At 65.1% G+C, this 24873-nt stretch carries 22 protein-coding genes and 1 tRNA gene; 19 read left to right on the top strand and 4 right to left on the bottom strand.

Going from position 1 to position 24873, the window contains the following annotated elements; all coding sequences use genetic code 11:
- The first annotated feature begins 90 nt into the window (after positions 1-90).
- The 18 genes from BMX78_RS19450 (at position 91) to BMX78_RS19365 (ending at position 19151) form a co-directional block, all read left to right on the top strand.
- A complete protein-coding gene (locus tag BMX78_RS19450; RefSeq protein ID WP_091423134.1) occupies positions 91-1680 on the top strand; it encodes an ABC transporter ATP-binding protein in 1590 nt (529 codons plus the stop codon).
- The gene (locus BMX78_RS19445) at positions 1673-3046 is read left to right on the top strand and encodes an ABC transporter permease (protein WP_091423131.1); all 1374 of its coding nucleotides are present in this window, start codon (positions 1673-1675) and stop codon (positions 3044-3046) included. Before BMX78_RS19450 ends, BMX78_RS19445 begins: the two co-directional genes overlap by 8 nt.
- Positions 3043-4368, top strand: coding sequence for an ABC transporter permease (locus BMX78_RS19440; protein ID WP_091423128.1), 1326 nt, complete (start codon positions 3043-3045; stop codon positions 4366-4368). Before BMX78_RS19445 ends, BMX78_RS19440 begins: the two co-directional genes overlap by 4 nt.
- Entirely contained in the window at positions 4355-4780 is a 426-nt protein-coding gene (locus BMX78_RS19435) for a cytidine deaminase (protein WP_091423126.1), read from the top strand. The genes BMX78_RS19440 and BMX78_RS19435 overlap by 14 nt, the downstream gene beginning before the upstream one ends.
- Positions 4777-6111 (top strand): thymidine phosphorylase, encoded by a 1335-nt coding sequence (locus BMX78_RS19430; protein WP_091423123.1) that lies wholly within the window; start codon positions 4777-4779, stop codon positions 6109-6111. Before BMX78_RS19435 ends, BMX78_RS19430 begins: the two co-directional genes overlap by 4 nt.
- Positions 6112-6117: 6 nt before the next feature.
- Positions 6118-6747 carry a DedA family protein gene (locus BMX78_RS19425; RefSeq protein WP_091423120.1) on the top strand — a complete coding sequence of 210 codons (630 nt, stop codon included), beginning with the start codon at positions 6118-6120 and terminating at the stop codon, positions 6745-6747.
- A 125-nt stretch (positions 6748-6872) separates the two neighbouring features.
- The gene (locus tag BMX78_RS19420; RefSeq protein ID WP_091423118.1) at positions 6873-7613 is read left to right on the top strand and encodes a DedA family protein; all 741 of its coding nucleotides are present in this window, start codon (positions 6873-6875) and stop codon (positions 7611-7613) included.
- Positions 7614-7640: 27 nt separating this feature from the next.
- Complete coding sequence (locus tag BMX78_RS19415; RefSeq protein ID WP_091423115.1) at positions 7641-8777, top strand: adenosine deaminase; 1137 nt, start codon at positions 7641-7643, stop codon at positions 8775-8777.
- A gap of 133 nt (positions 8778-8910) precedes the next feature.
- Entirely contained in the window at positions 8911-9522 is a 612-nt protein-coding gene (locus BMX78_RS19410) for a MazG nucleotide pyrophosphohydrolase domain-containing protein (protein ID WP_091423113.1), read from the top strand.
- 133 nt (positions 9523-9655) lie between these two features.
- The gene (gene eno, locus BMX78_RS19405) at positions 9656-10936 is read left to right on the top strand and encodes a phosphopyruvate hydratase (protein ID WP_091423110.1); all 1281 of its coding nucleotides are present in this window, start codon (positions 9656-9658) and stop codon (positions 10934-10936) included.
- A gap of 122 nt (positions 10937-11058) precedes the next feature.
- Positions 11059-11757: an FtsB family cell division protein gene (locus tag BMX78_RS19400; protein WP_091423107.1), complete on the top strand. Its 699-nt coding sequence runs from the start codon at positions 11059-11061 to the stop codon at positions 11755-11757.
- Between the two features lie 28 nt (positions 11758-11785).
- Positions 11786-12469 carry a DUF501 domain-containing protein gene (locus tag BMX78_RS19395; RefSeq protein WP_091423104.1) on the top strand — a complete coding sequence of 228 codons (684 nt, stop codon included), beginning with the start codon at positions 11786-11788 and terminating at the stop codon, positions 12467-12469.
- Positions 12466-13413, top strand: a complete 948-nt coding sequence (locus BMX78_RS19390) for a Ppx/GppA phosphatase family protein (RefSeq protein ID WP_091423102.1) — start codon at positions 12466-12468, stop codon at positions 13411-13413. The genes BMX78_RS19395 and BMX78_RS19390 overlap by 4 nt, the downstream gene beginning before the upstream one ends.
- A 6-nt stretch (positions 13414-13419) precedes the next feature.
- Complete coding sequence (locus BMX78_RS19385; RefSeq protein WP_091423099.1) at positions 13420-14805, top strand: S8 family serine peptidase; 1386 nt, start codon at positions 13420-13422, stop codon at positions 14803-14805.
- Between the two features lie 60 nt (positions 14806-14865).
- Positions 14866-16347, top strand: a complete 1482-nt coding sequence (locus tag BMX78_RS19380; RefSeq protein WP_091423097.1) for an NAD(P)/FAD-dependent oxidoreductase — start codon at positions 14866-14868, stop codon at positions 16345-16347.
- 122 nt (positions 16348-16469) lie between these two features.
- Positions 16470-17480 carry an N-acetyltransferase gene (locus tag BMX78_RS19375; protein WP_091423094.1) on the top strand — a complete coding sequence of 337 codons (1011 nt, stop codon included), beginning with the start codon at positions 16470-16472 and terminating at the stop codon, positions 17478-17480.
- A 20-nt stretch (positions 17481-17500) separates the two neighbouring features.
- A tRNA-Leu gene (locus BMX78_RS19370) sits at positions 17501-17577 on the top strand.
- A 215-nt stretch (positions 17578-17792) separates the two neighbouring features.
- Positions 17793-19151: an ABC transporter substrate-binding protein gene (locus BMX78_RS19365; protein WP_091423093.1), complete on the top strand. Its 1359-nt coding sequence runs from the start codon at positions 17793-17795 to the stop codon at positions 19149-19151.
- A 69-nt stretch (positions 19152-19220) separates the two neighbouring features.
- On the opposite strand, the gene BMX78_RS19360 is transcribed toward BMX78_RS19365, so the two are convergent.
- Genes BMX78_RS19360 through BMX78_RS19345 form a run of 4 tightly spaced genes read right to left on the bottom strand, consistent with a single transcriptional unit; the run spans position 19221 to position 23367 of the window.
- Positions 19221-20003, bottom strand: a complete 783-nt coding sequence (locus BMX78_RS19360) for an ABC transporter ATP-binding protein (protein ID WP_091423090.1) — start codon at positions 20001-20003, stop codon at positions 19221-19223.
- Positions 20000-21097: an ABC transporter ATP-binding protein gene (locus BMX78_RS19355; RefSeq protein ID WP_170850890.1), complete on the bottom strand. Its 1098-nt coding sequence runs from the start codon at positions 21095-21097 to the stop codon at positions 20000-20002. Before BMX78_RS19355 ends, BMX78_RS19360 begins: the two co-directional genes overlap by 4 nt.
- The gene (locus tag BMX78_RS19350; protein WP_091423088.1) at positions 21094-22062 is read right to left on the bottom strand and encodes a branched-chain amino acid ABC transporter permease; all 969 of its coding nucleotides are present in this window, start codon (positions 22060-22062) and stop codon (positions 21094-21096) included. The genes BMX78_RS19355 and BMX78_RS19350 overlap by 4 nt, the downstream gene beginning before the upstream one ends.
- A gap of 9 nt (positions 22063-22071) precedes the next feature.
- A complete protein-coding gene (locus BMX78_RS19345) occupies positions 22072-23367 on the bottom strand; it encodes a branched-chain amino acid ABC transporter permease (RefSeq protein WP_285250315.1) in 1296 nt (431 codons plus the stop codon).
- Between the two features lie 472 nt (positions 23368-23839).
- On the opposite strand from BMX78_RS19345, the gene BMX78_RS19340 reads away from it, so the two are divergent.
- Positions 23840-24778, top strand: coding sequence for a Bax inhibitor-1/YccA family membrane protein (locus tag BMX78_RS19340; protein WP_091423086.1), 939 nt, complete (start codon positions 23840-23842; stop codon positions 24776-24778).
- Positions 24779-24873: the final 95 nt, after the last annotated feature.

Below are 24873 nucleotides of genomic sequence, written 5' to 3'. Positions count from 1 at the left end.
GCTCATCCCAGGACTGCAACCACTAGGCTGGTGCTGCAGCCACATATCCCGTCCGGTCGATCACTGGACGCTTCGAGATTGGTCAGAGTTTTGAAACTTGAACTCAGAGGAATCACCAAACGCTTTGGGACCCTGCTCGCCAACGATCACATCGACGTGGTGGTTGAACCCGGCCAGATCCACTGCCTGCTGGGCGAGAACGGGGCCGGAAAATCAACCCTGATGAATGTCCTGTACGGCCTGTATGAGCCGTCCGAAGGTGAAATCCTCATCGATGGTAAAGCCGTTTCCTTCCGTGGTCCGGGCGATGCCATGGCGGCCGGGATCGGCATGGTGCACCAGCACTTCATGCTGGTCCCCGTTTTTACGGTCGCCGAGAATGTGGCCCTCGGCGCCGAACCCACCAAGGCCGCCGGCTTCCTGAACCTGGATGAGACCCGGCGCCGGATCAAGGAAATCTCGGACCAGTATGGCTTCGACGTTGATCCTGACGCCCTGGTGGAGGACCTGCCCGTGGGCGTCCAGCAGCGCGTTGAAATCATCAAGGCGCTGGTGCGCAACGCCAAGGTCCTGATCCTCGATGAACCCACCGCTGTGCTGACGCCGCAGGAAACGGACGAACTCCTGGACATCATGCGCCAGCTCAAGTCCGGCGGCACGTCCATCGTATTCATCTCGCACAAGCTGCGGGAAGTGAAGGAAGTCTCGGACACCATCACGGTGATCCGGCGCGGAAAGGTGGTGGGGGAAGCCAGTCCCACCGCACCCACCGCAGAGCTTGCCTCCATGATGGTGGGGCGCGCCGTCAGCCTGAACCTGGACAAGGCACCCGCCCAGCCGAAAGAAAAGACCTTCGAGGTCCGGGACCTCACCGTCATCGCACCCAGCGGCCACCACGTGGTGGACGGCCTCAGCTTCGATATTGCCCGGGGCGAAATCGTGGCAGTGGCCGGGGTGCAGGGCAACGGCCAGACCGAACTCACCGAAGCCATCCTCGGCCTCCAGGACCGTGTATCGGGTTCCATCACACTGGACGGCAAGGAGTTGCTGGGCCGGTCCGTCAAGGAAGTCCTGAACGCAGGCGTCGGCTTCGTTCCGGAGGACCGCAAGGTGGACGGACTGGTGGGCACGTTCTCTGTAGCGGAGAACCTGGTCCTGGACCTCTACGACAAGCCCCCGTTCGCGAAGGGCATCAGCATGAGCCCGGCGAAGATCCTGGAAAACGCCAAGGCGCGCATTGGCGAGTTTGACGTGCGGACGCCCTCCGCCGTCGCCGCCGCCGGCACACTCTCCGGCGGCAACCAGCAGAAAGTGGTGATGGCGCGCGAGCTTTCCCGGCCACTGCGCCTCTTCATCGCCTCACAGCCCACCCGTGGCGTGGATGTGGGTTCCATCGAGTTCCTGCACCGCCGGATCGTGGCCGAGCGGGATCAGGGCACACCGGTGATGATCATCTCCACTGAGCTGGACGAGGTCATGGAACTGGCGGACCGGATCGCCGTGATTTACAAAGGCAAACTGGTGGGCATCGTTCCGGCCGGCACCGGCCGCGACGTCCTGGGCCTCATGATGGCGGGAATCCCGCCGGAGGAACATACGCCTGTGCCGCAACCAGGGCCGGCATCCACCGCTGCTGCCACGTCCTCCACGTCTGACGCCGAAGGAGGCGACCATGTCTGACAAGCATCCCCCCAAGCACGCGGCCGGTGAACCCGGCCCCGGGGCAGAGGAGGCCACGCCCGCGGAAGACTCGACGGCCGCCGTGGTCTCCGTTGACACGGCCGGCGGTGCCATGGGGCCCTCGGCCGTCCCGGCCACTGCCCAGAGCGGTCAACTGCCGGGCGGCCCGGACACCGTGCTGCGCAGGATCTTCACCGGCAGCGGCATGGTTTCGGTCCTCGCCGTACTGCTGGCGCTCATCATCGGCGGACTCCTGATCGCCAGCACCGACAAGCAGGTGGCCACCACCTCCACGTACTTCTTCGCCCGTCCCACCGACTTCCTGGCGGCCGTCTGGAACGCCGCCACCCGCTCCTACATAGCACTGTTCCAAGGCTCGGTCTTCAACCCGCGGGGCAACAGCGTTGCCGCCCAGTTCGCGCCGTTCATGGAGACCCTCACCATCGCCACGCCGCTCATCACGGCCGGCCTCGGCGTCGCACTGGCCTTCCGCGCGGGCCTGTTCAACATCGGCGCCCAGGGCCAGATCATCGTGGCCGGCATCCTGGCAGCCTGGGTGGGCTTCGCGCTCCACCTTCCCGTGGGCCTGCACCTGCTGCTGGTCCTGGTGGCGGGCATCATCGGCGGCGCCTTCTGGGGCGGACTCGTAGGTGTCCTCAAGGCACGGACGGGCGCCCACGAGGTCATCCTGACCATCATGTTCAACTACATCGCGCTGTACTTCCTGCGGTACCTGCTGAACACGCCGGCCTTCCAGCGGCCGGGGGAGACCAACCCCATCTCGCCCATCTTGGACCCCAGCGCCGTGTACCCGCAGATTTTTGGCACGCAGTACCGCCTGCACCTCGGGTTCCTCCTGGCCATCGCGGCCACAGTCCTGGTGTGGTGGCTGCTGAACCGCTCCACCGTTGGCTTCGAATTCCGGGCCGTGGGCGCCAACCCCAAGGCTGCGCAGACCGCCGGCATCAACGTCTCCCGGTCCACCATCCTGGTGATGGCCATCGCCGGCGGGCTTGCCGGTATGTCCGGCGTGGCCCAGGTGGCGGGCACTGAGAAAGTCCTGACCGACGGCGTAGCCGCCACGTACGGGTTCGACGCCATCACCGTTGCCCTCCTGGGACGTTCGACGCCGTGGGGCACCTTCGCCGCGGGCCTCCTGTTCGGCGCCTTCCGCGCCGGAGCCGTCCAGATGCAGATCCAGACCGGAACCCCCATCGACATCGTCCTGGTGGTCCAGTCCCTGATCGTGCTCTTCATCGCGGCGCCGCCGCTGGTCCGGGCCGTCTTCGGCCTGAATCCACGGCGGAAGAAGCAGGCCCGCACGGCCAAGTCCCGCAAGGCAGCAACCACCGGAGGTGCAGCATGAGCACAACAGTTTCCTCACCCCGGCCTGGAAAGCCCCAGCCGGACAGTACAGCATCAGATACCGGCCCAGCCACCATCTCCACCAAACCAGTGACCTGGCGGACCCCGGTCCTGCTTACCTTCTTCGGGTTGATTGCCCTGGTCTTCTTCGGCCTGCTGGCACCCAACCAGACCGCCAGCTTCGGGATTTCCACCGGCGAGGACTTTTTCCAACTCCCGGCACTGCAGGTCAACGCCTTTGCCGGCGGGATCGTCCTCTCAGTCCTCCTGCTGGGACTCGCCGGCTACGCCGTCTACCTCAAGACCAAGGGCAGGCCCGCTCCGGGTTGGCTGACGGTGACGTTTATCGTCCTGTTCGTGGCCGCGTTCCTCATCTGGGTGGTGGGTGGCGCCCGGACCCCGAACATTTCCCTCGCCGGCCTTATTGCCGGGTCTGTCACCCTGGCGGTCCCGCTGGTGTTCGGCTCGCTGTCCGGCGTCCTGTGTGAGCGCGTGGGCGTGGTGAACATCGCCATCGAGGGCCAACTCCTGGGCGGCGCCTTCACCGCCGCCATCGTGGCCAGCATGACGCAGAACCCGTTCATCGGGCTGGCGGCCGCCGCCGTTGCCGGAGCCGTGGTGTCCATGGTGCTGGCGTTGTTCAGTATCAAATACCTCGTCAACCAGATCATCGTGGGCGTGGTGCTCAACGTCCTGGTCTCCGGCGTCACGGGATTCCTCTTCAGCACCGTGATGCAGGCCAACAAGGCCCAGTTCAATTCGCCTCCCGGGCTTGACATCATCGAGATTCCCGTCCTGTCCAGCATTCCGATCGTCGGTCCCATCCTGTTCCGCCAGTCCCTGGTGGGATACCTGATGTACATCGCGGTCCTGGTGGTCTGGGTAGGCCTGTTCAAAACCCGCTGGGGCCTGCGGGTCCGGGCCGTGGGCGAGCACCCGCAGGCTGCCGACACCCTGGGGATCAACGTCAACGCCACCCGGTTCTGGAACGTCACCCTGGGCGGGGCAGTGGCCGGCATCGGCGGGTCATTCTTCACCTTGGTGGCGATCGACAGCTTCACCAAGGAAATCTCCGGTGGGCGCGGCTTTATCGCGTTGGCCGCCCTGATCTTCGGCCGGTGGAACCCGATCGGAGCCTTCTTCGCCGCGCTGCTCTTCGGTTTCGCGGACAACCTGCAGAGCATCGTGACCATCATCGGAACCCCGGTACCCAGCCAGTTCATGGCCATGCTGCCCTACCTGGTGACGGTCCTCGCCGTGGCCGGGTTGGTGGGCAGGTCCCGGGGCCCGGCGGCCAGCGGCATTCCCTATGTCAAGGGTTGACGCCGTGGCCGGAGCGACGGAACTGGACTGGTCCGCCCTGGAGGCTGCCGCCGTCGAGGCCATGCAGAAGGCCTACGTGCCCTATTCGAAGTTCCCGGTGGGGGCGGCGGCGTTGACCGAGGACGGCCGGATTGTCAGCGGCTGCAACGTTGAAAATGCCAGTTACGGGCTGACCCTGTGCGCTGAATGCGCGCTGGTGGGCAACCTGCACATGACTGGGGGCGGACTGCTCCGTGCCTTCTACTGCGTGGACGGCAACGGCAAGGTCCTGATGCCCTGTGGCCGCTGCCGCCAGCTGCTGTACGAATTCCGTGCGCCCGGCATGGAACTCATGACCACCCAAGGCATCAAGACCATGGACCAGGTGCTGCCCGACGCCTTCGGTCCCGAACACTTGGAGGAAACCCGGTGACAGACCCCCGCGCACAGAACAACAACACCGCCGAAGCGTTCGACGCCGTAGACATCATCCGCGTCAAGCGGGACAAAGGCACGCTCAGCCCCGAACAGATCGACTGGACCATCGACGCCTACACCAGGGGTGTCATCGCCGACGAGCAGATGGCCGCCCTGAACATGGCTATCCTGCTCAACGGCATGAACCACAGCGAGATAGCCCGGTGGACGGCCGCAATGATCGCCTCCGGTGAGCGGATGGACTTCTCCAGCCTGCGGCGGCCCGACGGCGGCCTGAAATACACCTCGGACAAGCACTCCACCGGCGGGGTGGGAGACAAGATCACCCTGCCCCTGGCGCCGCTCGTGGCCGTCTTCGGTGTTGCCGTTCCGCAGCTCTCCGGCCGTGGACTGGGGCACACCGGCGGCACCCTGGACAAGCTGGAGGCCATCCCCGGCTGGCGTGCCAGCCTCAGCAATGAGGAAATGCTGGCACAGCTGCAGGACGTGGGCGCGGTCATCTGCGCCGCCGGGGCCGGGCTGGCTCCCGCGGACAAAAAGCTGTACGCACTCCGTGACGTCACCGGCACCGTGGAGGCGATTCCGCTCATCGCATCCTCCATCATGAGCAAAAAGATCGCCGAGGGCACGGGCTCGTTGGTCCTGGACGTCAAGGTGGGCAGCGGCGCTTTTATGAAGGATGAGGCCAAGGCCCGCGAACTCGCCGAGACCATGGTGGCCCTGGGTAAGGACGCCGGGGTCAACACCGTGGCCCTCCTGACCAACATGAATACGCCGCTTGGACTCACCGCCGGCAACGCCATTGAAGTGGAGGAGTCCGTGGAGGTTCTGGCTGGCGGTGGTCCTGACGATGTGGTGGAGTTGACCGTCCGGCTCGCGGAGGAAATGCTCGCCGCCGCAGGAGTGCACGACGCCGATCCCGCCGCTGCACTGAAGGACGGCCGTGCCATGGATGTCTGGAACCGGATGATCGAGGCCCAGGGCGGCGATCCGCGGGCCAAGCTGCCCGCGGCCCGGGAATCGGAGGTGGTTTACGCCCCGGCAGATGGCGTGCTGGTGGAGCTGGACGCCTTGGCCGTCGGGGTGGCGGCGTGGCGGCTCGGCGCTGGGCGGGCGCGCAAGGAGGACGTAGTCCAGGCGGGTGCAGGGGTACGCATGCATGCCAAGCCTGGCGCCGTTGTCCGGGCCGGCGAGCCACTGATGACCCTGCTGACCGACACCCCGGAACGCTTCGCCCGGGCCAAGGAAGCACTGGAGCAGGCTGTGGTGATAGCGCCGGAAGGCTCACGGCCTGGGCAGCGCCTGATTATCGACCGCATAGCATAGGGTCCCATGCAGGCCATCAATGACTTCATCCTCGCGGCAGCCGGTCAGCCCTGGGTGCTGTTCCTGGTTCTGGCCTGTTGCATCATTGACGGCTTCTTTCCCCCCATCCCCAGCGAATCCGTGGTGGTGGGCCTTTCGGCGGTAGCCGCCACGGCGGATGTTCCCAACCCGTGGCTCCTGATGCTGGTGGCAGCGTTCGGGGCCTTCTCCGGCGACAACATCGCGTACCTGATCGGGCGGAGGGTGGGCACGAGTCGCTGGGCGTGGATGCGGGGACCCCGGATGCAGAGCGCATTCCGGTGGGCGGGCCGGGAACTGCGCAAGCGCCCGGCCTCGCTCATCCTCGTGGCACGGTTTGTTCCGATCGGCCGGGTGGCCGTCAACCTCACGGCCGGCGTCACGCACTACCCGCACCTGCGCTTCGTGGGCCTGACCGTTCTTTCGGCGTCCCTCTGGGCAGGCTATTCAGTGGGGATCGGCCTGTTTTTCGGCCAATGGTTCGAGGACAACCACCTGCTGGGCGCCGCCATCGCCATCGTGTGCGCGGTGGCTCTTGGGGTGGTAGTGGACCTCGTGATCAACCGGGTGCGGCGCCGGGCCCCGATGATGGAGCGGATGAAGGAACCAGAAGCGTAGTTGAAGCGTTGTTCGGGCAGGCAGGGGCGTAGCGAACAGCGCCTTGGCCGTGGGACACTTAGGAACGATTTCCGCTTTGGCTGCGTCACTTCCGGCTGCGCCAGGTTGCATAGGAGCAAGACTGCGTGGAGTTTATTAATGAGGCCGTGCTCCATGCAGCGGGCCAGTGGTGGATTTACCCGGTCCTGTTGGTGTTTTTCTTTGTGGACGGCTTCGCCATGGTGGTCCCCAGCGAGACCCTTATCGTGGCCCTTGCGGCGTTCTCCCGGCACAGCGGCGAACCCAACCTGTGGATCCTCGGTTTCACCGCTCTGGTGGGCGCCATCGCGGGCGACAACATGGCCTTTATGCTTGGACGCCGGATTGGCCTGAACCGGTGGAAGTGGATGCGCCGGCCCAAGGTCCAGAAGGCTTTCGGCTGGGCGCGCTACGAGCTGGACAAGCGCGGCGCCGTGCTGATTTTCACTGCCCGTTACATTCCCTGGGGCCGGGTGGCGGTCAATTACGTCGCCGGAAGCACAGGCTTCTCCCACCGCCGCTTCTTCCTGCTGGACGCCTTCGCCTGCATCACCTGGGTGGGGTACTCCATCGGCATCGGCGTGCTGGCCAGTTCCTTCCCGTGGCTGCACAACAACCCCTTGCTCAGTGCCGGCATCGCCGTGGTGTTCGCCATCGTGCTTGGTGTCCTCCTCGACCACCTGCTCAGGTTGTGGCATAAGCACCTCGCCCGCAACGACGCCGAAGAAGTGGACGAGTGGCTCGACGGCGGCCGCTCCGGTGCCACGAAGCCGAATCCGGGGACCGCGGAGTTGCTTGCTCCAGCGGCCGGGGACGGCGAGCATGCGGCCACGGAGCGGCTGGCATAGAAGCCCTGCCCACCCTAAGGTGGGAACGTGACTGAGCCTATTGTTGACGCTGCCCCTGCCATCGATTTTGACCTGAAGAGCCTGCCCAAGGTGTCCCTTCACGACCACCTGGACGGAGGACTCCGTCCGGCAACCATCATCGAACTGGCCGAGGCCGTTGGGCACACCCTTCCATCCACCGATCCCGTGGCGCTGGGCCAGTGGTTCCGTGAGTCCGCTGACTCCGGCTCCCTGGTCCGTTACCTTGAAACTTTTGACCACACGGTTGCTGTGATGCAGACCGCCGAAGGCCTGTTCCGGGTTGCCAAGGAATTCGTTGAGGACCTCGCTGATGACGGTGTGGTGTACGGCGAAGTGCGGTGGGCTCCGGAGCAGCACCTGCAGAAGGGCCTCAGCCTGGATGAAGCAGTGGAGGCCGTGCAGGATGGCCTGGAGGCCGGCGTCGAGGCAGTGGGGGAGACCGGACGCGAAATTCAGGTGGGCCAGCTCATCACCGCAATGCGCCATGCCGACCGCGGCCAGGAGATTGCCGAACTGGCGGTCCGCCACCGGAACAAGGGTGCGGTGGGTTTTGACATGGCCGGGGCCGAAGACGGCTTCCTGCCTTCCCGTTTCCGGGACGCGTTCACCTACCTGGCCCAGCACAACTTCCCGGCCACCGTGCACGCAGGCGAGGCAGCAGGCCTGGACAGCATCCAGTCCGCCCTCGTGGACGGCCGGGCCCTGCGCCTGGGCCACGGCGTCCGCATCGCCGAGGACATCATGGTGGAGTTCGACGACGACGAGGACACCGAGGACACCATCGGCCTGGTGACCCTGGGCGACCTCTCCAGCTGGGTCCGGGACCGCGGCATCGCCCTGGAAATCTGCCCGTCCTCGAACCTCCAGACCGGCGCCATCTCCGGGTTCGGCGAGGGCATCGAAAGCCACCCGCTGGACATGCTCTACCAGCTGGGCTTCAACGTCACCATCAACACCGACAACCGGCTGATGAGCGGCGTGACGCTGACCGACGAGTTCGAACTGCTGGTGGAAACCTTCGACTACGACCTCGATGATCTCCTGGAACTGACGCTGAACGCCGCCGAGGCATCCTTCCTGCCGCTGGAGGAGAAGGAAGCGCTGGTGGAGTACATCAACGACGCTTACGCAAACCTTGGCTAACGAGCAGGCGGCCGGCAGCTCCCCGACGGGGGAGCTGCGAGGTGGGCCCACAGCAGCAGGGGGACCCGAGCGAGCTTGCGAGCTCGGGGAGCTGCTGGGGAGGATCGCCGCCCTGCGCGAGCACTGCCCCTGGATGGGCGCCCTGACACATGGGTCCCTCGTGGAGTATCTCCTCGAGGAGGCCTTCGAGGTGGCTGAGACCATTGAGGCAGGAACTTCAGGCGGAACCGCGTGGGAGCAGCACTTCGACGCCGAACTGCTCGGTGAGCTGGGCGACGTCCTGCTTCAGGTGGTCCTCCATGCCCGCCTCGCCGAGGAACGCGGCGCCTTTAAGTTCGACGACGTGGCCCGCGGCCTGAGTGCCAAAATGGTCCGGCGCAACCCTCACGTGTTCCGCCCGGACGGGTCCCTGCAGGACAGCTTCCCCGCGACGGTTGATGAGATCGTGCAGAAATGGGATGCCGTGAAACGGGCAGAGCGGCCACAGCGCACGGATCCGTTCGAAGGGATCCCGCTGGCCCTGCCGGCACTGGCGCGGGCGCAGAAGTCCATCGACCGCGCTGCAAGGGCCGGCGTCGACCTGCCTGCCGGGGCTCCCATTCCGGAAACGGAAGAAGAACTCGGCGGCCTGCTGCTCGCCGTCGTCCGTTCCGCCCATGCCAGCGGATTCGACGCCGAACGCGCCCTCCGCGGCGCAGTTCGGGACTACCAGCAGCACAACCCCCGGCAGCACCAACAGAGTTAACCGCATCATCATGACGTCCGGGGGCTGGATAGGTTTCCGTAACCCGGACCACTCTCGACTACGCTGGTCCCTGACGAGTACGTCGAGTTTTCAGCTGTATTTTCCCCGTTAATCGCCCATAAGGAGCAAATTCATGGCGCTTATCGATGCCATCCACGCCCGCGAGATCCTCGATTCCCGCGGCAACCCGACCGTAGAAGTTGAAGTCCTGCTTTCCGACGGCCAGATCGGCCGCGCGGCAGTTCCTTCCGGTGCTTCCACCGGCGAACACGAGGCCGTTGAGCTCCGTGATGGAGACAAGGGACGCTACCTCGGCAAGGGTGTCCAGAAGGCCGTCGACGCGGTCATCGACCAGATCGCTCCGGCACTGACCGGCTTCGACGCCACCGACCAGCGCAGCATCGACCAGGCCATGCTCGACCTCGACGGCACCCCCAACAAGGGCAAGCTGGGCGCCAACGCGATCCTCGGCGTCTCCCTCGCCGTTGCCAACGCAGCCGCAGCCTCCGCGGACCTGCCGCTGTACAAGTACCTGGGCGGCCCGAACGCCCACGTGCTGCCTGTGCCGCTGATGAACATCCTCAACGGTGGCTCGCACGCTGATTCCGACGTCGACATCCAGGAATTCATGGTTGTTCCGCTGGGTGCCGAGACCTTCTCCGAGGGCCTCCGCTGGGGCGTTGAGGTCTACCACGCCCTCAAGGCCGTGCTCCAGGAAAAGGGCCTCTCCACCGGCCTCGGCGACGAAGGCGGCTTCGCACCGAACCTGCCGTCCAACCGTGCCGCCCTGGACCTGATCCAGGAGGCCATCAAGAACGCGGGCTACACTCCGGGCAAGGACATCGCCCTGGCACTGGACGTCGCCTCCTCCGAGTTCTTCACGGACGGCGCCTACCAGTTCGAAGGCAAGGCACTGTCCGCTACCGAGATGAGCGCCTACTACGCCGAACTCGTCGCCGACTACCCGCTGGTCTCCATCGAAGACCCGCTGGACGAGAACGACTGGGAAGGCTGGAAGACCCTCACCGACAGCATCGGTGACAAGGTCCAGCTCGTTGGCGATGACCTGTTCGTCACCAACCCCTCCATCCTGCAGCGCGGCATCGACACCAAGACCGCCAACTCACTGCTGGTCAAGGTCAACCAGATCGGCTCCCTCACGGAGACGCTCGACGCCGTCAGCCTGGCCCAGCGCGCCGGCTACACCACCATCACCTCACACCGCTCCGGCGAAACCGAGGACACCACCATCGCCGACATCTCGGTGGCCACCAACGCCGGCCAGATCAAGACCGGCGCCCCGGCCCGCTCTGAGCGCGTTGCCAAGTACAACCAGCTGCTGCGCATCGAAGAGGAACTCGACGACGCCGCACGCTACGCGGGCCGCAGCGCATTCCCGCGTTTCAAGGGCTAGTAGCCGCGTAAACCAATCACCGGTGGCTATGGTTGAAAGACCATAGCCACCGTTGTTGTTTCGGCATTGTTCCAGCCCAAAAAAGTGGCGGCCCCAGGCAGGCTGCGCGTTTCAGGAGTGTCATGGCTACCCGCCGTCCCAAAGTTCCCAAGGTTGCCACAGCCCGCCAGGGCACCACACAGGCGGACCACGAGACCGCCGACGTCATCCGCGCTGATTTTGGTTCGGCCAAGGGAAAGCCGGGAGCCGCTGCTGCCAGCCATGATGTATCGGGAAACGCGCAGGCCGGCCACCGTACAGCGGGAGCGGACAACTCATCGCGGCCCCCTTCGGCAAGGGGGTCTGCAAAAACGTCCGACGGCGGCGGGAAGGGTACCGGCGCCCACGGCGCCTCCCGGAGGGCCGGCACAGACCTGGCGGAGGAGCAGCAGCCCGTACCGGCCAAGGCGTTCTCCGGACGGATGCTCGCGCTGGCTGTAGTCATGATTGCCATCACCATCATGCTGGCGCCCACGGTGAAGATCTTCTTCGACAAGAGGGCCGAAATAGCGGCCCTGAACGCCGATATCGCTGCCCGTGAGGCCGAAGGCAACAGCCTGCGGCAGCAGGTCTCCCGCTGGCAGGACCCCAACTACGTGAAACAGCAGGCCCGCGACCGCATTAACATGGTTATGCCGGGTGAAACCGGCTACTGGGTCTTCGGCAGCGATCTGCCGGCCGGAGAAACCGATAGCCAGACCGGTGCAGCAGCACAAGACCCCGCCGATCTGCCGTGGGTGGATTCCCTGTGGGAGTCCATCACGCGCGCGGCCACAGACTGAACAGCAACAGGAAGGACGGCCAGCGACAGTGGAACCCTACACGGCAGCCGCCCGGGACGAATCCCGCCAACCATCACCGCAGGACCTGGAAGTACTGAGCCGCCAACTGGGACGGCCGGTCCGTGACGTAGTGGAAATTCCTGCACGGTGCGTCTGCGGCAACCCGCTGGTGGCGGCCACCGCTCCGCGGCTGGGCAACGGCACACCCTTCCCCACCACCTTTTACCTCACGCACCCCGTCATCACCTCCGCCGTCTCCAGGCTGGAAGCGGCAGGAGTGATGAATGAGATGAATGACCAGCTTGCCGGCGACGAGGAACTGGCCGCTGCCCACCGTGGCGCCCATGAGGCATACCTGGCCGCCCGCGCTGCCATCGGTGAGCGTTCAGGCATCGGTGCAGTTCCTGAAATCGACGGTATCTCCGCCGGAGGCATGCCCACCCGGGTCAAATGCCTCCACGTCCTGGTGGGCCACTCGCTGGCCGCCGGTCCCGGGGTCAACCCCCTCGGAGACCAGGCCATCACCGCCATCAGCGAGTGGTGGACCGCGGACAGGTGCTACTGCGGCGGGGCATGGGACACCTCCGGGGAGGCGCCCTCCAAGGACCTGAGCCGCCACGGCCCGCAGGGGCTGCCTGACATCGTGGGCCGGCCCGCCCCCGTCCGAAAGGCCTCCGGCACCACAGCCGGCACTGCAGGGGCGGACCAGTGACGCGCGTCGCCGCCATCGACTGCGGCACCAACTCCATCCGCCTCCTGATCGCGGACATTGGGCGCAGCAACGGCACCACCACCCTCACCGACGTTGTGCGCGAAATGCGTGTGGTCCGGCTGGGCCAGGGCGTGGACGCCACCGGCGAACTGGCCCCCGAAGCCCTGGAACGCACCTTCGCAGCCACCGCCGATTACGCCCGGCTCATCAAGGAGCACGAAGCGGTCAAAGTACGCTTCGTCGCCACCTCGGCAAGCCGCGACGCCCGGAACCGGGACGTCTTCGTTGACGGCATCCGTACCCTCCTCGGCGTGGAACCCGAGGTCATCACGGGAGATGAGGAAGCCGCCCTGTCCTTTGCCGGCGCCAGCAGCGTCCTGCCCATCCTTGACGGCCAGGAAGTGCTGGTGGTGGACCTCGGCGGCGGAAGCACCGAGTTCGTCCTCGGCACCGCGGCCGGGGTCACGGCCGCCAAATCGGTGGACATCGGATGCGTCCGCCTCACCGAACGCCACCTGCGCCAGGATCCGCCCACGCCGGAACAGATCGCGGCTGCCCAGGCCGATGTGGACAACGCCATTGCCCGCGCGGGCCAGGACGTTCCGCTGGAACGCGCTACCGCCGTCGTCGGCGTTGCCGGCTCCATCACCACCATTACCGCGCACGCCATGCGGCTGCCCGAATATTCGCCGGACGCGATCCACGGCACCGAGCTGCCCCTGGATACTGTCCGCGCCGCCGCCAACGACCTGCTGGCCATGGACCGCACGGACCGCGCCGCCCTGCCCTACATGCACCCTGGCCGGGTGGACGTCATCGGCGCAGGTGGACTGGTGTGGGGCCGGATCCTCGAACGGCTACACGAACTGACCGGAGGCCGTATCACCACCGCCACGGCGAGCGAACACGACATCCTCGACGGCATCGCCCTGAGCATCGGCTGACCGCCCATGCAGAAACATGCAACCGGGAAGACGCCACCGCTCGGGCGGGCCGGCGCGGCCCTGCTGGCACTGCTCCTGGCCGCCTGCTGCCTCGGAACAGGGCTCTTCACCGCACCCGATGCCCGGGCGGACGAGTGGCGCGACAAGCAGTACTGGCTGGCTGAATCCGGAATCACCAAGGCCTGGGAGGTCTCCAAGGGCGCCGGCGTGAAGGTCGCGGTGATCGACAGCGGCGTGGACGCCAAGCACCCTGACCTCAAGGGCGCCGTGGTGGGCGGCTACGACGCTTCCGGCTCAGGGCAACCCGATGGCCAAAAGGTGGTGGGCTCCAAGACCGAACACGGCACCCTGGTGGCCACCATGCTTGCAGGACGCGGACACCAGCCTGCCGATGCCACAGCCAGTCCATCACCGGGACCAGCAGGCCTTCCGCCGGACGGAATCGTGGGCGTGGCTCCGGAAGCGCAGATCCTTTCGGTCTCCACCTGGCTTGGCTCAACGAACCCCTCCGGCAAGAGTGACCAGGACCAGATCCCCGAAGCGGTCCGCTGGGCCGTGGACAACGGGGCCAAAGTCATCAACATCTCCCTTGGCAGCACCACTCCGCAGTGGCCGCAGAGCTGGGACGCCGCCTTCCTCTATGCCGAGCAAAAAGACGTGGTGATCGTGGCCGCCGCCGGCAACCGGGTGGGCGGCAACATCCAGGTGGGCGCACCTGCCACTATCCCGGGCGTCCTTACCGTGGCCGGACTGGACCGTAAGGGAACCGCGTCTGTTGACGCCTCCTCGCAGGGCATCAGCATCGGCGTTGCGGCGCCGGCCGAAAACCTGCTGGGCGGTGTTCCCGGCGGCAGCTACGCGGAATGGGCCGGAACCTCAGGCTCCACACCCATAGTTGCCGGGGTAGCCGCGCTGATCCGGTCCAAGTGGCCGGACATGAGCGCCAAGCAGGTCATCAACAGGATTGTTGCCACAGCCAAGGACTCGGGCGCCCCCGGCAAGGACCCCCTTTACGGTTTCGGGGTGCTGAATGCCGAGGCAGCCCTCAAGGACGACGTTCCTGAGGTGTCGGCCAACCCGCTGGGTTCCATCGCCGAATGGATCAGGGTCCACCGCCGCGGAAACCTTGCCACACCCACTCCCGTGCCCACCGCGGAGGTTCCCAGCGCAGTATCCACCCTGCCCGAGGCCACGGTGCCCGCAGTGAAGGCTCCCTCCCAGCGGGACAGTGCCCTGGGCGCCGCCGTCGTGATCGGTTTTGGCCTGCTGTTTGTGGCCATTATCGCGGCAGCGGTCATCCAGCTGAGGCGTGCCGCAAGGAACCCGGGTGAACTGCGGGAGGAGCCCGATACCGGGGTGGTGGACAGGGTGGATTCGGGCAGGCAAACCTAGGGTCCGCAGCCTTCCTGGCAGTTAGTGAAGATTTTCACAAACTGCTGTATCCTTGGAGTTATGGCAACCACCCCAGAGCTCCAGGACCGTCCCCGGGTACTCGTCGTCGGCGGCGGGTACGTCGGCCTGTACGTAGCACTCAAATTGCAGAAGAAGATCGCGAATGCCGGTGGCATCGTCACCCTCGTGGATCCACTGCCCTACATGACCTACCAGCCGTTCCTGCCCGAGGTGGCCGGTGGCAACATCGAGGCCCGCCATGCCGTGGTCTCCCACCGCAAGCACCTCCAGCAGACCGAACTGATCCAGGGCCGCGTCACCTCGATCGACCACGAAAACCGCACCGCGGTAGTGGCTCCGGCCGATGGCGGCGCACCTTTCGAGGTTCCCTATTTCGACGTCGTCCTGGCCGCCGGCGCCATCACCCGCACCTTCCCCATCAAGGGCCTCGCGGACAAGGGTATTGGCCTGAAGACCATCGAGGAAGCCGTTGCCCTGCGCAACAAGGTCCTGCAGCGCATCGAACTTGCCTCCACCATGACCGACCCCGCTGCCCGCGCCAAGGCCCTCACTTTCGTAGTGGTGGGCGGCGGTTTTGCCGGCATCGAGTGCATCACCGAGATGGAGGACTTGGCCCGCGCCGCGGTCCGCAACAACCCGCGCATCAAGCAGGACGAAGTCCGGTTCGTCCTGGTCGAAGCCATGGGCCGGATCATGCCGGAAGTTACCGCCAAGCAGGCCGAATGGGTTGTGGAGCACCTCCGCAGCCGCGGCATCGAGGTGCTGCTGAACACCTCGCTGGACAGCGCCGAAGGCACCCTCAAGCTCATCAACCTGCCGGACAAGTCCCCGGCCCAGGAATTCGAAGCGGACACCCTGGTGTGGACCGCAGGCGTGCAGGCCAACCCCATGGTCCGCTCCACCGACTTCCCGCTGGAGCCCCGCGGCCGCGTGCGTGTCCTTCCGGACCTGCGCATCGCCGGTGACGAAGGCATCATCGACAACGCCTGGGCTGCCGGCGACATCGCTGCCGTTCCGGACCTCACCGGCAAGGGCCTCCCGGACGGCACCTGCGTCCCCAACGCCCAGCACGCACTCCGCCAGGCCAAGCGCCTCGCCAAGAACCTGTGGGCCTCCCGCTGGGACAAGCCGCTCAAGGACTACAAGCACAAGAATCTGGGCGCCGTTGCCGGCTTCGGCGAGTGGAAGGGTGTTGCCAACATCAACCTCGTGGGCAGCATTGGCCTCAAGGGCGGGCTCGCCTGGCTGGCACACCGTGGCTACCACGGCCTGGCCATGCCCACGTTCGAGCGCAAGTTCCGTGTGATCCTCAACTGGATCCTCGCCTTCTTCGCCGGCCGCGACACCACGCAGCTGCTGGACCTGGACAACCCCCGCGGCGCCTTCGTGGCAGCAGCCACCCCGGCTCCCAAGCCCGCGGCCGCACCTGCTGTCGACGCCGCGCCGCCGGCAGGCGCTGCAGGATCAGCGGAAAAGACGAAGGTTGATCCCAAGGAAGCCGTTACGGCCAACGCCAAGTAACACCGGTTCTGCCTGGGGCACGGGTTTGAACACCCTGCCTTAACGCACGACGGCGGCTGTCCCCTGTTGGGGGACGGCCGCCGTTTGCGTCGGCGCAACTTTTCCCCTTCTAGACTGGCAGCATGACTGGCGAGAAGAACCTGCAGGCCCTGCTCGCGGGGATGCACCCGGTACAGCGCAGCGGCGAGTACGTCTACGTCCTGTGGCCGCATGGCCGGCCCCTGGCGCCCGGCATCGAGGCGGCGGTCCGCGAAGCCGAAGGCCTGACGGTGGTGCTTCCCCGGGCCGCAGCGGACAGGGAAGGGCTGTCCTACGACTTTGTGGCGGCCTGGATCACTTTGGAAATCCATTCCGCGCTGGAAGCCGTGGGGCTGACCGCCGCAGTCAGCAAAGCCCTCACGGAGGCCCGGATCAGCTGCAACGTCCTGGCAGGCTTCCATCACGACCACCTCCTGGTGCCGGTGGCTGACGCACCTCGGGCTCTTGAGGTCCTTGCCGGACTTTCCGCCCGGAGCAGGCAGAGCCCCGCCGGGTTGCTGGAGCCCGTCCAGCTGGCGGGCAACGCGCACGGGCTGGATGAGGTACGGCCTCCCATCCCCGGACTGCAGCTGCGCGACGAAGCTCCGGCCGACAGGGATGCGATCCTCGCGCTGACAGCCGAAGCATTCGCCATCTCCCCGGCTACCGGCCTTCCCGCTGACGGGGAACCAGTGGAAGTCAATGTGCTCCGGGAACTGTTTGACTCCCGGGAATACCTGCCCGGCTTCAGTGTGGTGGCGGAGCTGGACGGCGAAGTGGTGGGCCATGTCATCAGCACCCGCGGATGGGTGGGCAGTCAGGAACTCCTCGGACTCGGCCCGATCAGTGTTACACCGCGGCTCCAGAGACAGGGAATAGGCTCCGCCCTGATGAAGGAGACCATCGCCCGGGCCAACGCGGCGGGGGAGAACGGCATGGCCCTCCTGGGCAGCACAGGGTACTACCCCAGGTTTGGCTTCGTTCCTGCTGCCTCGCTGGGCGTCCTGCCGCCCGAGGAAGTGTGGGGCGACAATTTCCAGCTCCTGCCGCTCGCGCTCTGGCCCGGCGGCATCCACGGCGTCTTCCGGTACGCCGAACCATTCACCCGTCTCTGACGGGATACCATGGATCCGTTGCCCCAGTAGCCCAATTGGCAGAGGCAGCGGACTTAAAATCCGCGTGTTGTGGGTTCGAGTCCCACCTGGGGTACCAACGCGCCGCCCGCCTTCGAGGGCGGTGATCAATGGAAGCCGCCCGCCTTGCGGGCGGCTTCCTGCGTTTAATTCCACATATGCAACGACTGTTATGTAGATGTGACCTCAGTCACTTATGTTCGCCTGGGATATGCATTAGCTTGAAGCTAAATCAGGAACACCTGATTTTTCGTGTCAAAGGCCGTTCGCACCTTTAGATCGAGGAGCTCGTAAATGACTTTATTCCCCCATGCGGGAACCCGCGCCGCCAAGCTGACAGTGCTTGGCATTGGCGTCGCCTTTATGGCGACAGCCTGCGGCGGTTCGTCCACACCCACGGCGTCCGAGTCCACCACCGCCGCTGCGGCAGGAATTGCATGCCCGGCTCCAGGCTCCACGGGCGGAAGCTCCGCGCCCGCCACCGGTGGAGGCGGAGGTGGAGCGGTTCCACCGTCCAAGGGTTCAACCGAAACCCCGCTTAAGCTTGGTTCGCTGCTGCCCACCACCGGTTCACTGGCTTACCTTGGTCCGCCCGAAATTGCAGGTGTGAACCTCGGCGTCAAGGAAGTCAATGACGCTGGCGGCGTCCTGGGCAAGCCCATTGAGGTTGTCCACCGGGATTCCGGTGACACCAAGACGGACATCGCCACCCAGTCCACCAACGCCCTGCTCGGCCAGGGCGTCAACGCGATCATCGGCGCGGCATCCTCGGGTGTTTCCAAGACGGTTATCAACCAAATCACCGGTGCCGGTGTCCTTCAATTCTCGCCGGCGAACACCTCGCCCGACTTCACCACCTGGGATGACAAAGGCCTCTACTGGCGCACGGCACCCTCGGACGTACTGCAGGGCAAGGTCCTGGGCAACTACATGGCAACGTGTGGCGCACAGACAGTGGGCATGATCGTCCTGAACGATGCCTACGGTACGGGCCTTGCAAAGAACATCAAGGCCGCCTTCGAAGGGGCCGGCGGCAAGGTGGTTGCCGAGGAACTCTTCAATGAGGGCGACAGTCAGTTCAGCAGCCAGGTGGACAAAGTCCTTGCTGCTAAGCCTGACGCCATCGCCCTGATCACCTTTGACCAGGCCAAGAGTATCGTCCCGCTGATTTCCGGCAAGGGCGCCAAGCCCAGCCAGATGTTCCTGGTGGACGGCAACACTTCCGACTACAGCAAGGACTTCCAGGCCGGGACCATGCTGGGCGCGCACGGAACGTTCCCTGGAACGTTCGCTAACGAAGCGTTCACGAAGAAGCTCCTCCAAATTGATCCGGCCCTGAAGGACTTCACCTACGGCGGCGAGTCCTTTGACGCCGTGAACCTGATCGCGTTGGCTTCCGAAGCCGCCGGCAGCACCAGTGGTCCGGAGATCGCCAAGCAGCTCAAGGGAGTCTCGGAGTCGGGCGAGAAATGCAGCAACTTCTCCTCCTGCGTCACCCTGCTGCGCGAGGGCAAGGACATCGACTATGACGGCCAGTCAGGTCCGGTGACCTTCTCCGATGCCGGTGACCCCACCGAGGCCTACATCGGCATCTACGAGTACACCAACGACAACAAGCTCAAGCCCCTCCAGTCTGAGTTTGGCAAGCTCTAACAGCAGTTCCTGACACAGAAAGGGAGCCTCCGTCCAACTGGACGGAGGCTCCTTTTCTGTTACCGGCGTTTAGCCCTCTTCGACGGTGTCGGCCAGGGTGCCGAGGTAGAGCTGGATGACCTTGGGGTCCTTCATCAGCTCACGGCCGGTGCCGGTGTAGGCATCCCTGCCCTGGTCCAGGACGTAGCCACGGTCGCAGATCTGCAGGCACCGGCGGGCGTTCTGTTCCACCATGATCACGGACACGCCCGCCCGGTTGATCTCATGGACCCGGAGGAACGTCTCGTCCTGCTTGACGGGGGAGAGCCCCGCGGAGGGCTCGTCCAGCAGCAGCACTGCCGGGTCCATCATCAGGGCCCGCCCCATGGCCACCATCTGGCGCTCACCGCCGGACAGCGAGCCTGCCCGTTGTGCGCGGCGCTTGCCGAGCTCGGGGAACAGGCTGGTGACGAAATCGAAGCGCTCGGCGAAGTCCTTGGGCCGCTGGAACATGCCCATCTGGAGGTTTTCCTCGATGGTCAAAGCAGCAAAAACATTGTTCGTCTGCGGAACAAATCCCACGCCGCGGCTCACCAGCTTGTTGGCCTTCAGCCCGGTAATGTCCTGGCCGCGGACCACCACGGTGCCCGAATGGACCTTGACCAGCCCGAACATCGCCTTCAGGAGCGTCGACTTGCCGGCACCGTTGGGGCCGATGATGCCGATGAGTTCGCCTTTGCGGGCCTCAATACTGCAGCCGTTGAGGATGTTGACCCCCGGCAGGTAGCCTGCCACCAGATTGGTGACCTTCACCACCGAGTCGCTGTCGCTGACCGGCTGGGCGGCGGGCGCCGCGCTTGTGCTGCTGCTCATTGGCTGTCCTTCTCTGTGCGGTCCCTGCCACTGACATCCGTGCTGCTGTGGCGGCCGGGAGCCCCGTCCCCGGCAGGCCGTTCCGCCTGCCGGGATGTTCCGGTTTCTTCGGCCACCACATCAAGTGAAATGATGCCCGCATTTTCGGTTCCCACCACCGACTCTTCATCGCTCACCAGCTCAGCTGCGAGTTCCTTGATGCCCTCCGAGTCGCCCAGGTCCACATCGTGGTGGGCGCCGAGATAGGCATCAATGACCGCGGGGTTTTTCATGACCTCGGTCGGCGGGCCCTCAGCCACCACCTTGCCCTCGGCCATCACCACCACCCAGTCGGCTATGTGGCGGACCATGTGCATGTCGTGTTCAACGAACAGCACGGTCATGCCTTCTGCCTTGAGGTTCTTAATGTGGTCCAGCAAAGACTGCGTCAACGCAGGGTTCACTCCGGCCATGGGCTCATCCAGCATCACCAGCTTGGGCCGCACCATCAGGGAGCGGGCCATTTCAAGGAGCTTGCGCTGGCCGCCGGAAAGGGATGCCGCGTAGTCGTCTTTTTTGGTATCCAGCTTGAACTTCTCGAGGAGGACGTCCGCCTCGGCGGTGATTTGTTTCTCCCGGCCGCCCCACATGCCCTTGAACAAAGCCTTGGCAAGGCTCTCCCCGGGCTGGTTTGCCGCGCCGAGCCGCATGTTCTCCATAACGGTCAGTTTGCCCATGACCTTGGTGAGCTGGAAGGTGCGGACCATTCCCATCCGCGCCACCTTGTACGGCGAAACTCCGGCAATGCTCTTGCCCTCAAACTGCCATTTCCCGGTATTGGGAGTATCAAAGCCGGTGAGGAGGTTGAACAGGGTGGTCTTGCCCGCTCCGTTGGGACCAATGAGGGCGGTGATCTTATGGCGGGGAATTTCGAGGTATTCGACGTCCACCGCGTTGATGCCGCCGAAGCTTCGGGTGACGTTCTCCGCCACCACGATGGGATCGCGCTTCTTGCAGCCGGGTCCGATGTCGCCGGCCGCGATGGGCCGGGCATCGGTCATGTAGTCCGGCTCCGCGGAGCCGGGATTGGTTGGTTCCGTGCTGTGCATGCTCATGCGAACGCCAGCTCCTTCTTGTTTCCAAAGACGCCCTGGGGCCTGAAGATCATCAGCAGCATCAGGGCGACGCCCACCAGGATGTAGCGCAGCTGCCCGGCCTGGACCGTGTTGAGCCACGTGACGGCCCCCGATTCGATCAGGCCGTACAGGATGCCCTGGGTCAGGGAGAGGACAACCCAGAAGATCATGGCGCCGATCACCGGACCGAGCACAGTGCCCAGGCCGCCGAGCAGGAGGCAAGTGTAGAGGAAGAACGTCAGCTCTGTTCCGTAGTTTGCCGGCTGGACCGCTCCGCGGGGGAGGGTGAACACCATGCCGGCCAGCGCGCCGAGGACGCCGCCGATGATGAGGGCCTGCATCTTGTAGGCGTAGACGTTCTTGCCCAGGGACCGGACGGCGTTCTCGTCTTCACGGATGCCCTTGAGGACGCGTCCCCAGGGGCTCCGCATCAGCAGCCACACGAGCGTGCAGCAGACGGCCACCAGGGCCCACCCCACCAGCCGGATAAAGAAGTCGCGGTTGTTCATGCCGAAGTAGGAACCTTCGGGGAACGGGTTCATTGAGTAGAACCCGCCCTCGAACGCGGCGAGGCCGTTGGCTGAGCCGGTCACCGAGGTGAGCTGGTTGGTGGTCACGATGTACCGGACGATTTCCGCGGCCGCGATGGTGACGATGGCCAGGTAGTCGGCTCGAAGCCGCAGCGTGGGAATACCCAGCAGGAGGGCAAAAATCGAGGAGGCAATGACGGCGATCAGCAGCCCGACGAAAAACGGGACGCCGAAGGTGAGGGTGGAGATGGCGAAACCGTAGGCTCCCACCGCCATAAAGCCGGCCTGCCCGAAGTTCAGCAGCCCGGAGTACCCGAAGTGCACGGCGAGGCCGAGTGCGGCCAAGGCATAGGCCGCCGTCGTCGGGCTGAAAATTTCACCGGCAGCGCTGGCAAGAATGAATCCAAAGTCCATGGCTGTCTCCTAACCCACGCGCTCGCGCCGGCCCAGGATGCCCTGGGGCCGGAACAGAAGGACAACGATCATGATGAACAGGGCACCCACGTATTTGAGGTCGGCGGCGAGGCCGAACACGGTGGTGAGTTCCACGAAGATGCCGACGATGATCGACCCGATCAGGGCGCCGAAGACGGTTCCCAGGCCGCCCAGGGTGACGCCGGCGAAGATGAGCAGGAGGATGGCCGAGCCCATATCGAAGGTGACGCCGGGGCGGTAGTAGGCCCAGAGGATGCCGCCGAGGGAAGCCAGCATTCCGCCGGTGATCCAGACGAGGCGGATCACGCCGTCAACGTCGATCCCGGATGCCGCGGCGAGGGCAGGGTTGTCTGCCACTGCGCGGGTTGCCTTGCCCAGCCTGGTCTTGAGAAGCACCACGCCGATCAGGGCAATAACCACCGCGCTGATGCCCAGGGACCAGAGGTTGTTCGGTGAGATCGAAACCGGCCCGAGCTGGATTTCGGGGCTCTGTGCGAACGGCAGCTGCTGGGTGGCGCCGCCGAAGTAGAACTGGATCACGTAGCGCACCGCCAGGGCGAGGCCGATGCTGACGATCATCATGGGGACCAGCCCGGTGCCGCGGCGCCGCAGTGGCCGCCACAGCCCCCGGTCCTGCGCATAGCCGAACAGGCCGCCGCCCAGCAGGGACAGGAGGATCGCCAGCCAGAACGGAAGGCCGATGGCGTTGAACGCGAAGACCAGCACCGCACCAAGGGTCACCATCTCACCGTGTGCGAAGTTGGTCAGGCCGGTGGTGCCGAAAATCAGTGACAGGCCCACCGAGGCCAGGGCCAGCAGGAGGCCAAAACTGAGCCCGGCCACGAGGCGGTTGAGCAGGTTCTGCCCGAAGTTCTGCTGTTCCACCACAATGCCTTTGCCGAAGGCGAAGATCACCGACAGGTTGGAGGTTTGGCTGAAGGTCACCTGGCGCGGGTTCTCCTGGCCTTCAGCCAGGGTGATGCCCTTCGGCAGGGTGGATTCGTCCAGCTCCACCGTGTACGTACCCTGTTGCGGCACGCCGATGTTCCAGGCCCCGTTTGCAGTGGACTTCGTGGTTCCGGTGAAGTCGCCGCTCTTGGCGGTGATGGTCACACCGGCCAGCGGCGCGCGGGTGTCGTCCCGGAGGAATCCGCTGATGTTGTTCTGGAAGGTCTGGTTCGACGGGGATGGTGTCGGTGCGGGGGAAGCGGCCTGGGATGCCGGTGCGGCAACGAGGAGGATCGCCAGGATGGAAGCACTGATGGCTCCCAGCAGTCCCAGCAATCGGCCGCGTCTTCCGGCCGGCTGGCCTTGGGGTGTACTTCTCAAATTGAAAACCTCCACTTGGGGGCGGTCTCGGCTGCGCCTCTGCAGCCGCTGCGAACGGTCGCAGGACGGGGATGGCACCCACTGGCCCGGCACCCATCACAACTGTGAGTTCCGTCACCCTGCTTGGCTTATGCTACAGCGCAAAAGAAGGGTCAAATGCTGTGGTTCCGGCCTTATATGTAGCGATCGGATAACAACTGGTGCCGCCTGGCTTCAGAAGAAAGGCGGAGACGCCGGGAAAACCTTTGTTGAATAAAGGTGCTTCCCTGGAAGGCTCCGGGCTAAAGGTTCCGGGGAGTCCGGCCGCTGGACGTCACGGTTGGGTTTCACCCTTGCTATTGCGGGAACTTTTAGGGGTGCCGCCACGTGGGAATTGGTAGCGTGAACCACAAGGAACACAAAACACATCACATGGAGGAATCCCGCAATGGCACTTGGCGGCAACCCGATCTTCAACGGAAAGAGCTTCCGTGGAGCCACCCAGGCACCGCCTGTCCCGCCGGCTCCTTACGGACAGGCTCCTTACGGCCAGCAGTATGGCCAGCCCTTCGGCCAGCAGGGCTACGGCCAGCAGCCGTATGGCCAGGCTCCCTACGGCCAGCAGGGCTACGGCCAGCAGCCCATGACCGATGAGCAGCTGCGGCAGATGTACAACCAGCCTGCAGCCGGCCCGGCGGACACCGGCCGGATGACGTTCGACGACGTCATCGTCAAGACTGCAGCCTGCCTTGGCGTTGTGGTGGCCGGCGCTGCCGTCACCATGTTCGTCAGCATGGGACTAGCGTCGCTGCTGATGATTGTTGGTGCCCTCGGCGGTTTCGTGCTGGCTCTGGTCAACACCTTCAAGAAGCAGCCTTCACCGGCCCTCATCCTCGCGTATGCCGGACTGGAAGGCCTGTTCCTTGGCGGCCTGACCCGTATCCTGGACGCACAGTTCCCCGGGGTCGGCCTGCAGGCTGTGATTGGTACGCTGTCCGTGTTCGCCGTCACGCTGGTGCTGTTCAAGAGCGGCAAGGTCCGGGCAACGCCCAAGGCCATGCGCTTCTTTATGATCGCCCTCATCGGCTACGCGGTGTTTGCCCTGATTAACATGGTCATGATGATGACGGGACTGACGCAGGAGCCGTTCGGCCTGCGCACCCAGGTTGAAATCTTCGGCATCCCGCTGGGCGTCTTCATCGGCCTGCTGGCCATCGGCCTGGCCGCGTTCTCCCTGATCATGGACTTCACCAGCATCGAGGCCGGTGTCCGCAGCGGCGCCCCCCAGCGCTTCTCCTGGACTGCCGCCTTCGGCCTCACCGTCACCCTCGTATGGCTGTACGTGGAAATCATCCGCCTGCTGGCCATCCTCCGCGGGGACGACTAACTGTACTGTCCCGGCAGGTTAGTGACACGGGGATTGATTTGACGCAATAAGAGGACCTCCGGGTGTTGTGTGGTGCTTGTCGAGAGCAAACACAA

It is taken from the genome of Arthrobacter sp. OV608 (assembly GCA_900110595.1).
GTDB lineage: Bacteria > Actinomycetota > Actinomycetes > Actinomycetales > Micrococcaceae > Arthrobacter.
This window is presented reverse-complemented; position numbering and strand designations above follow the sequence as displayed.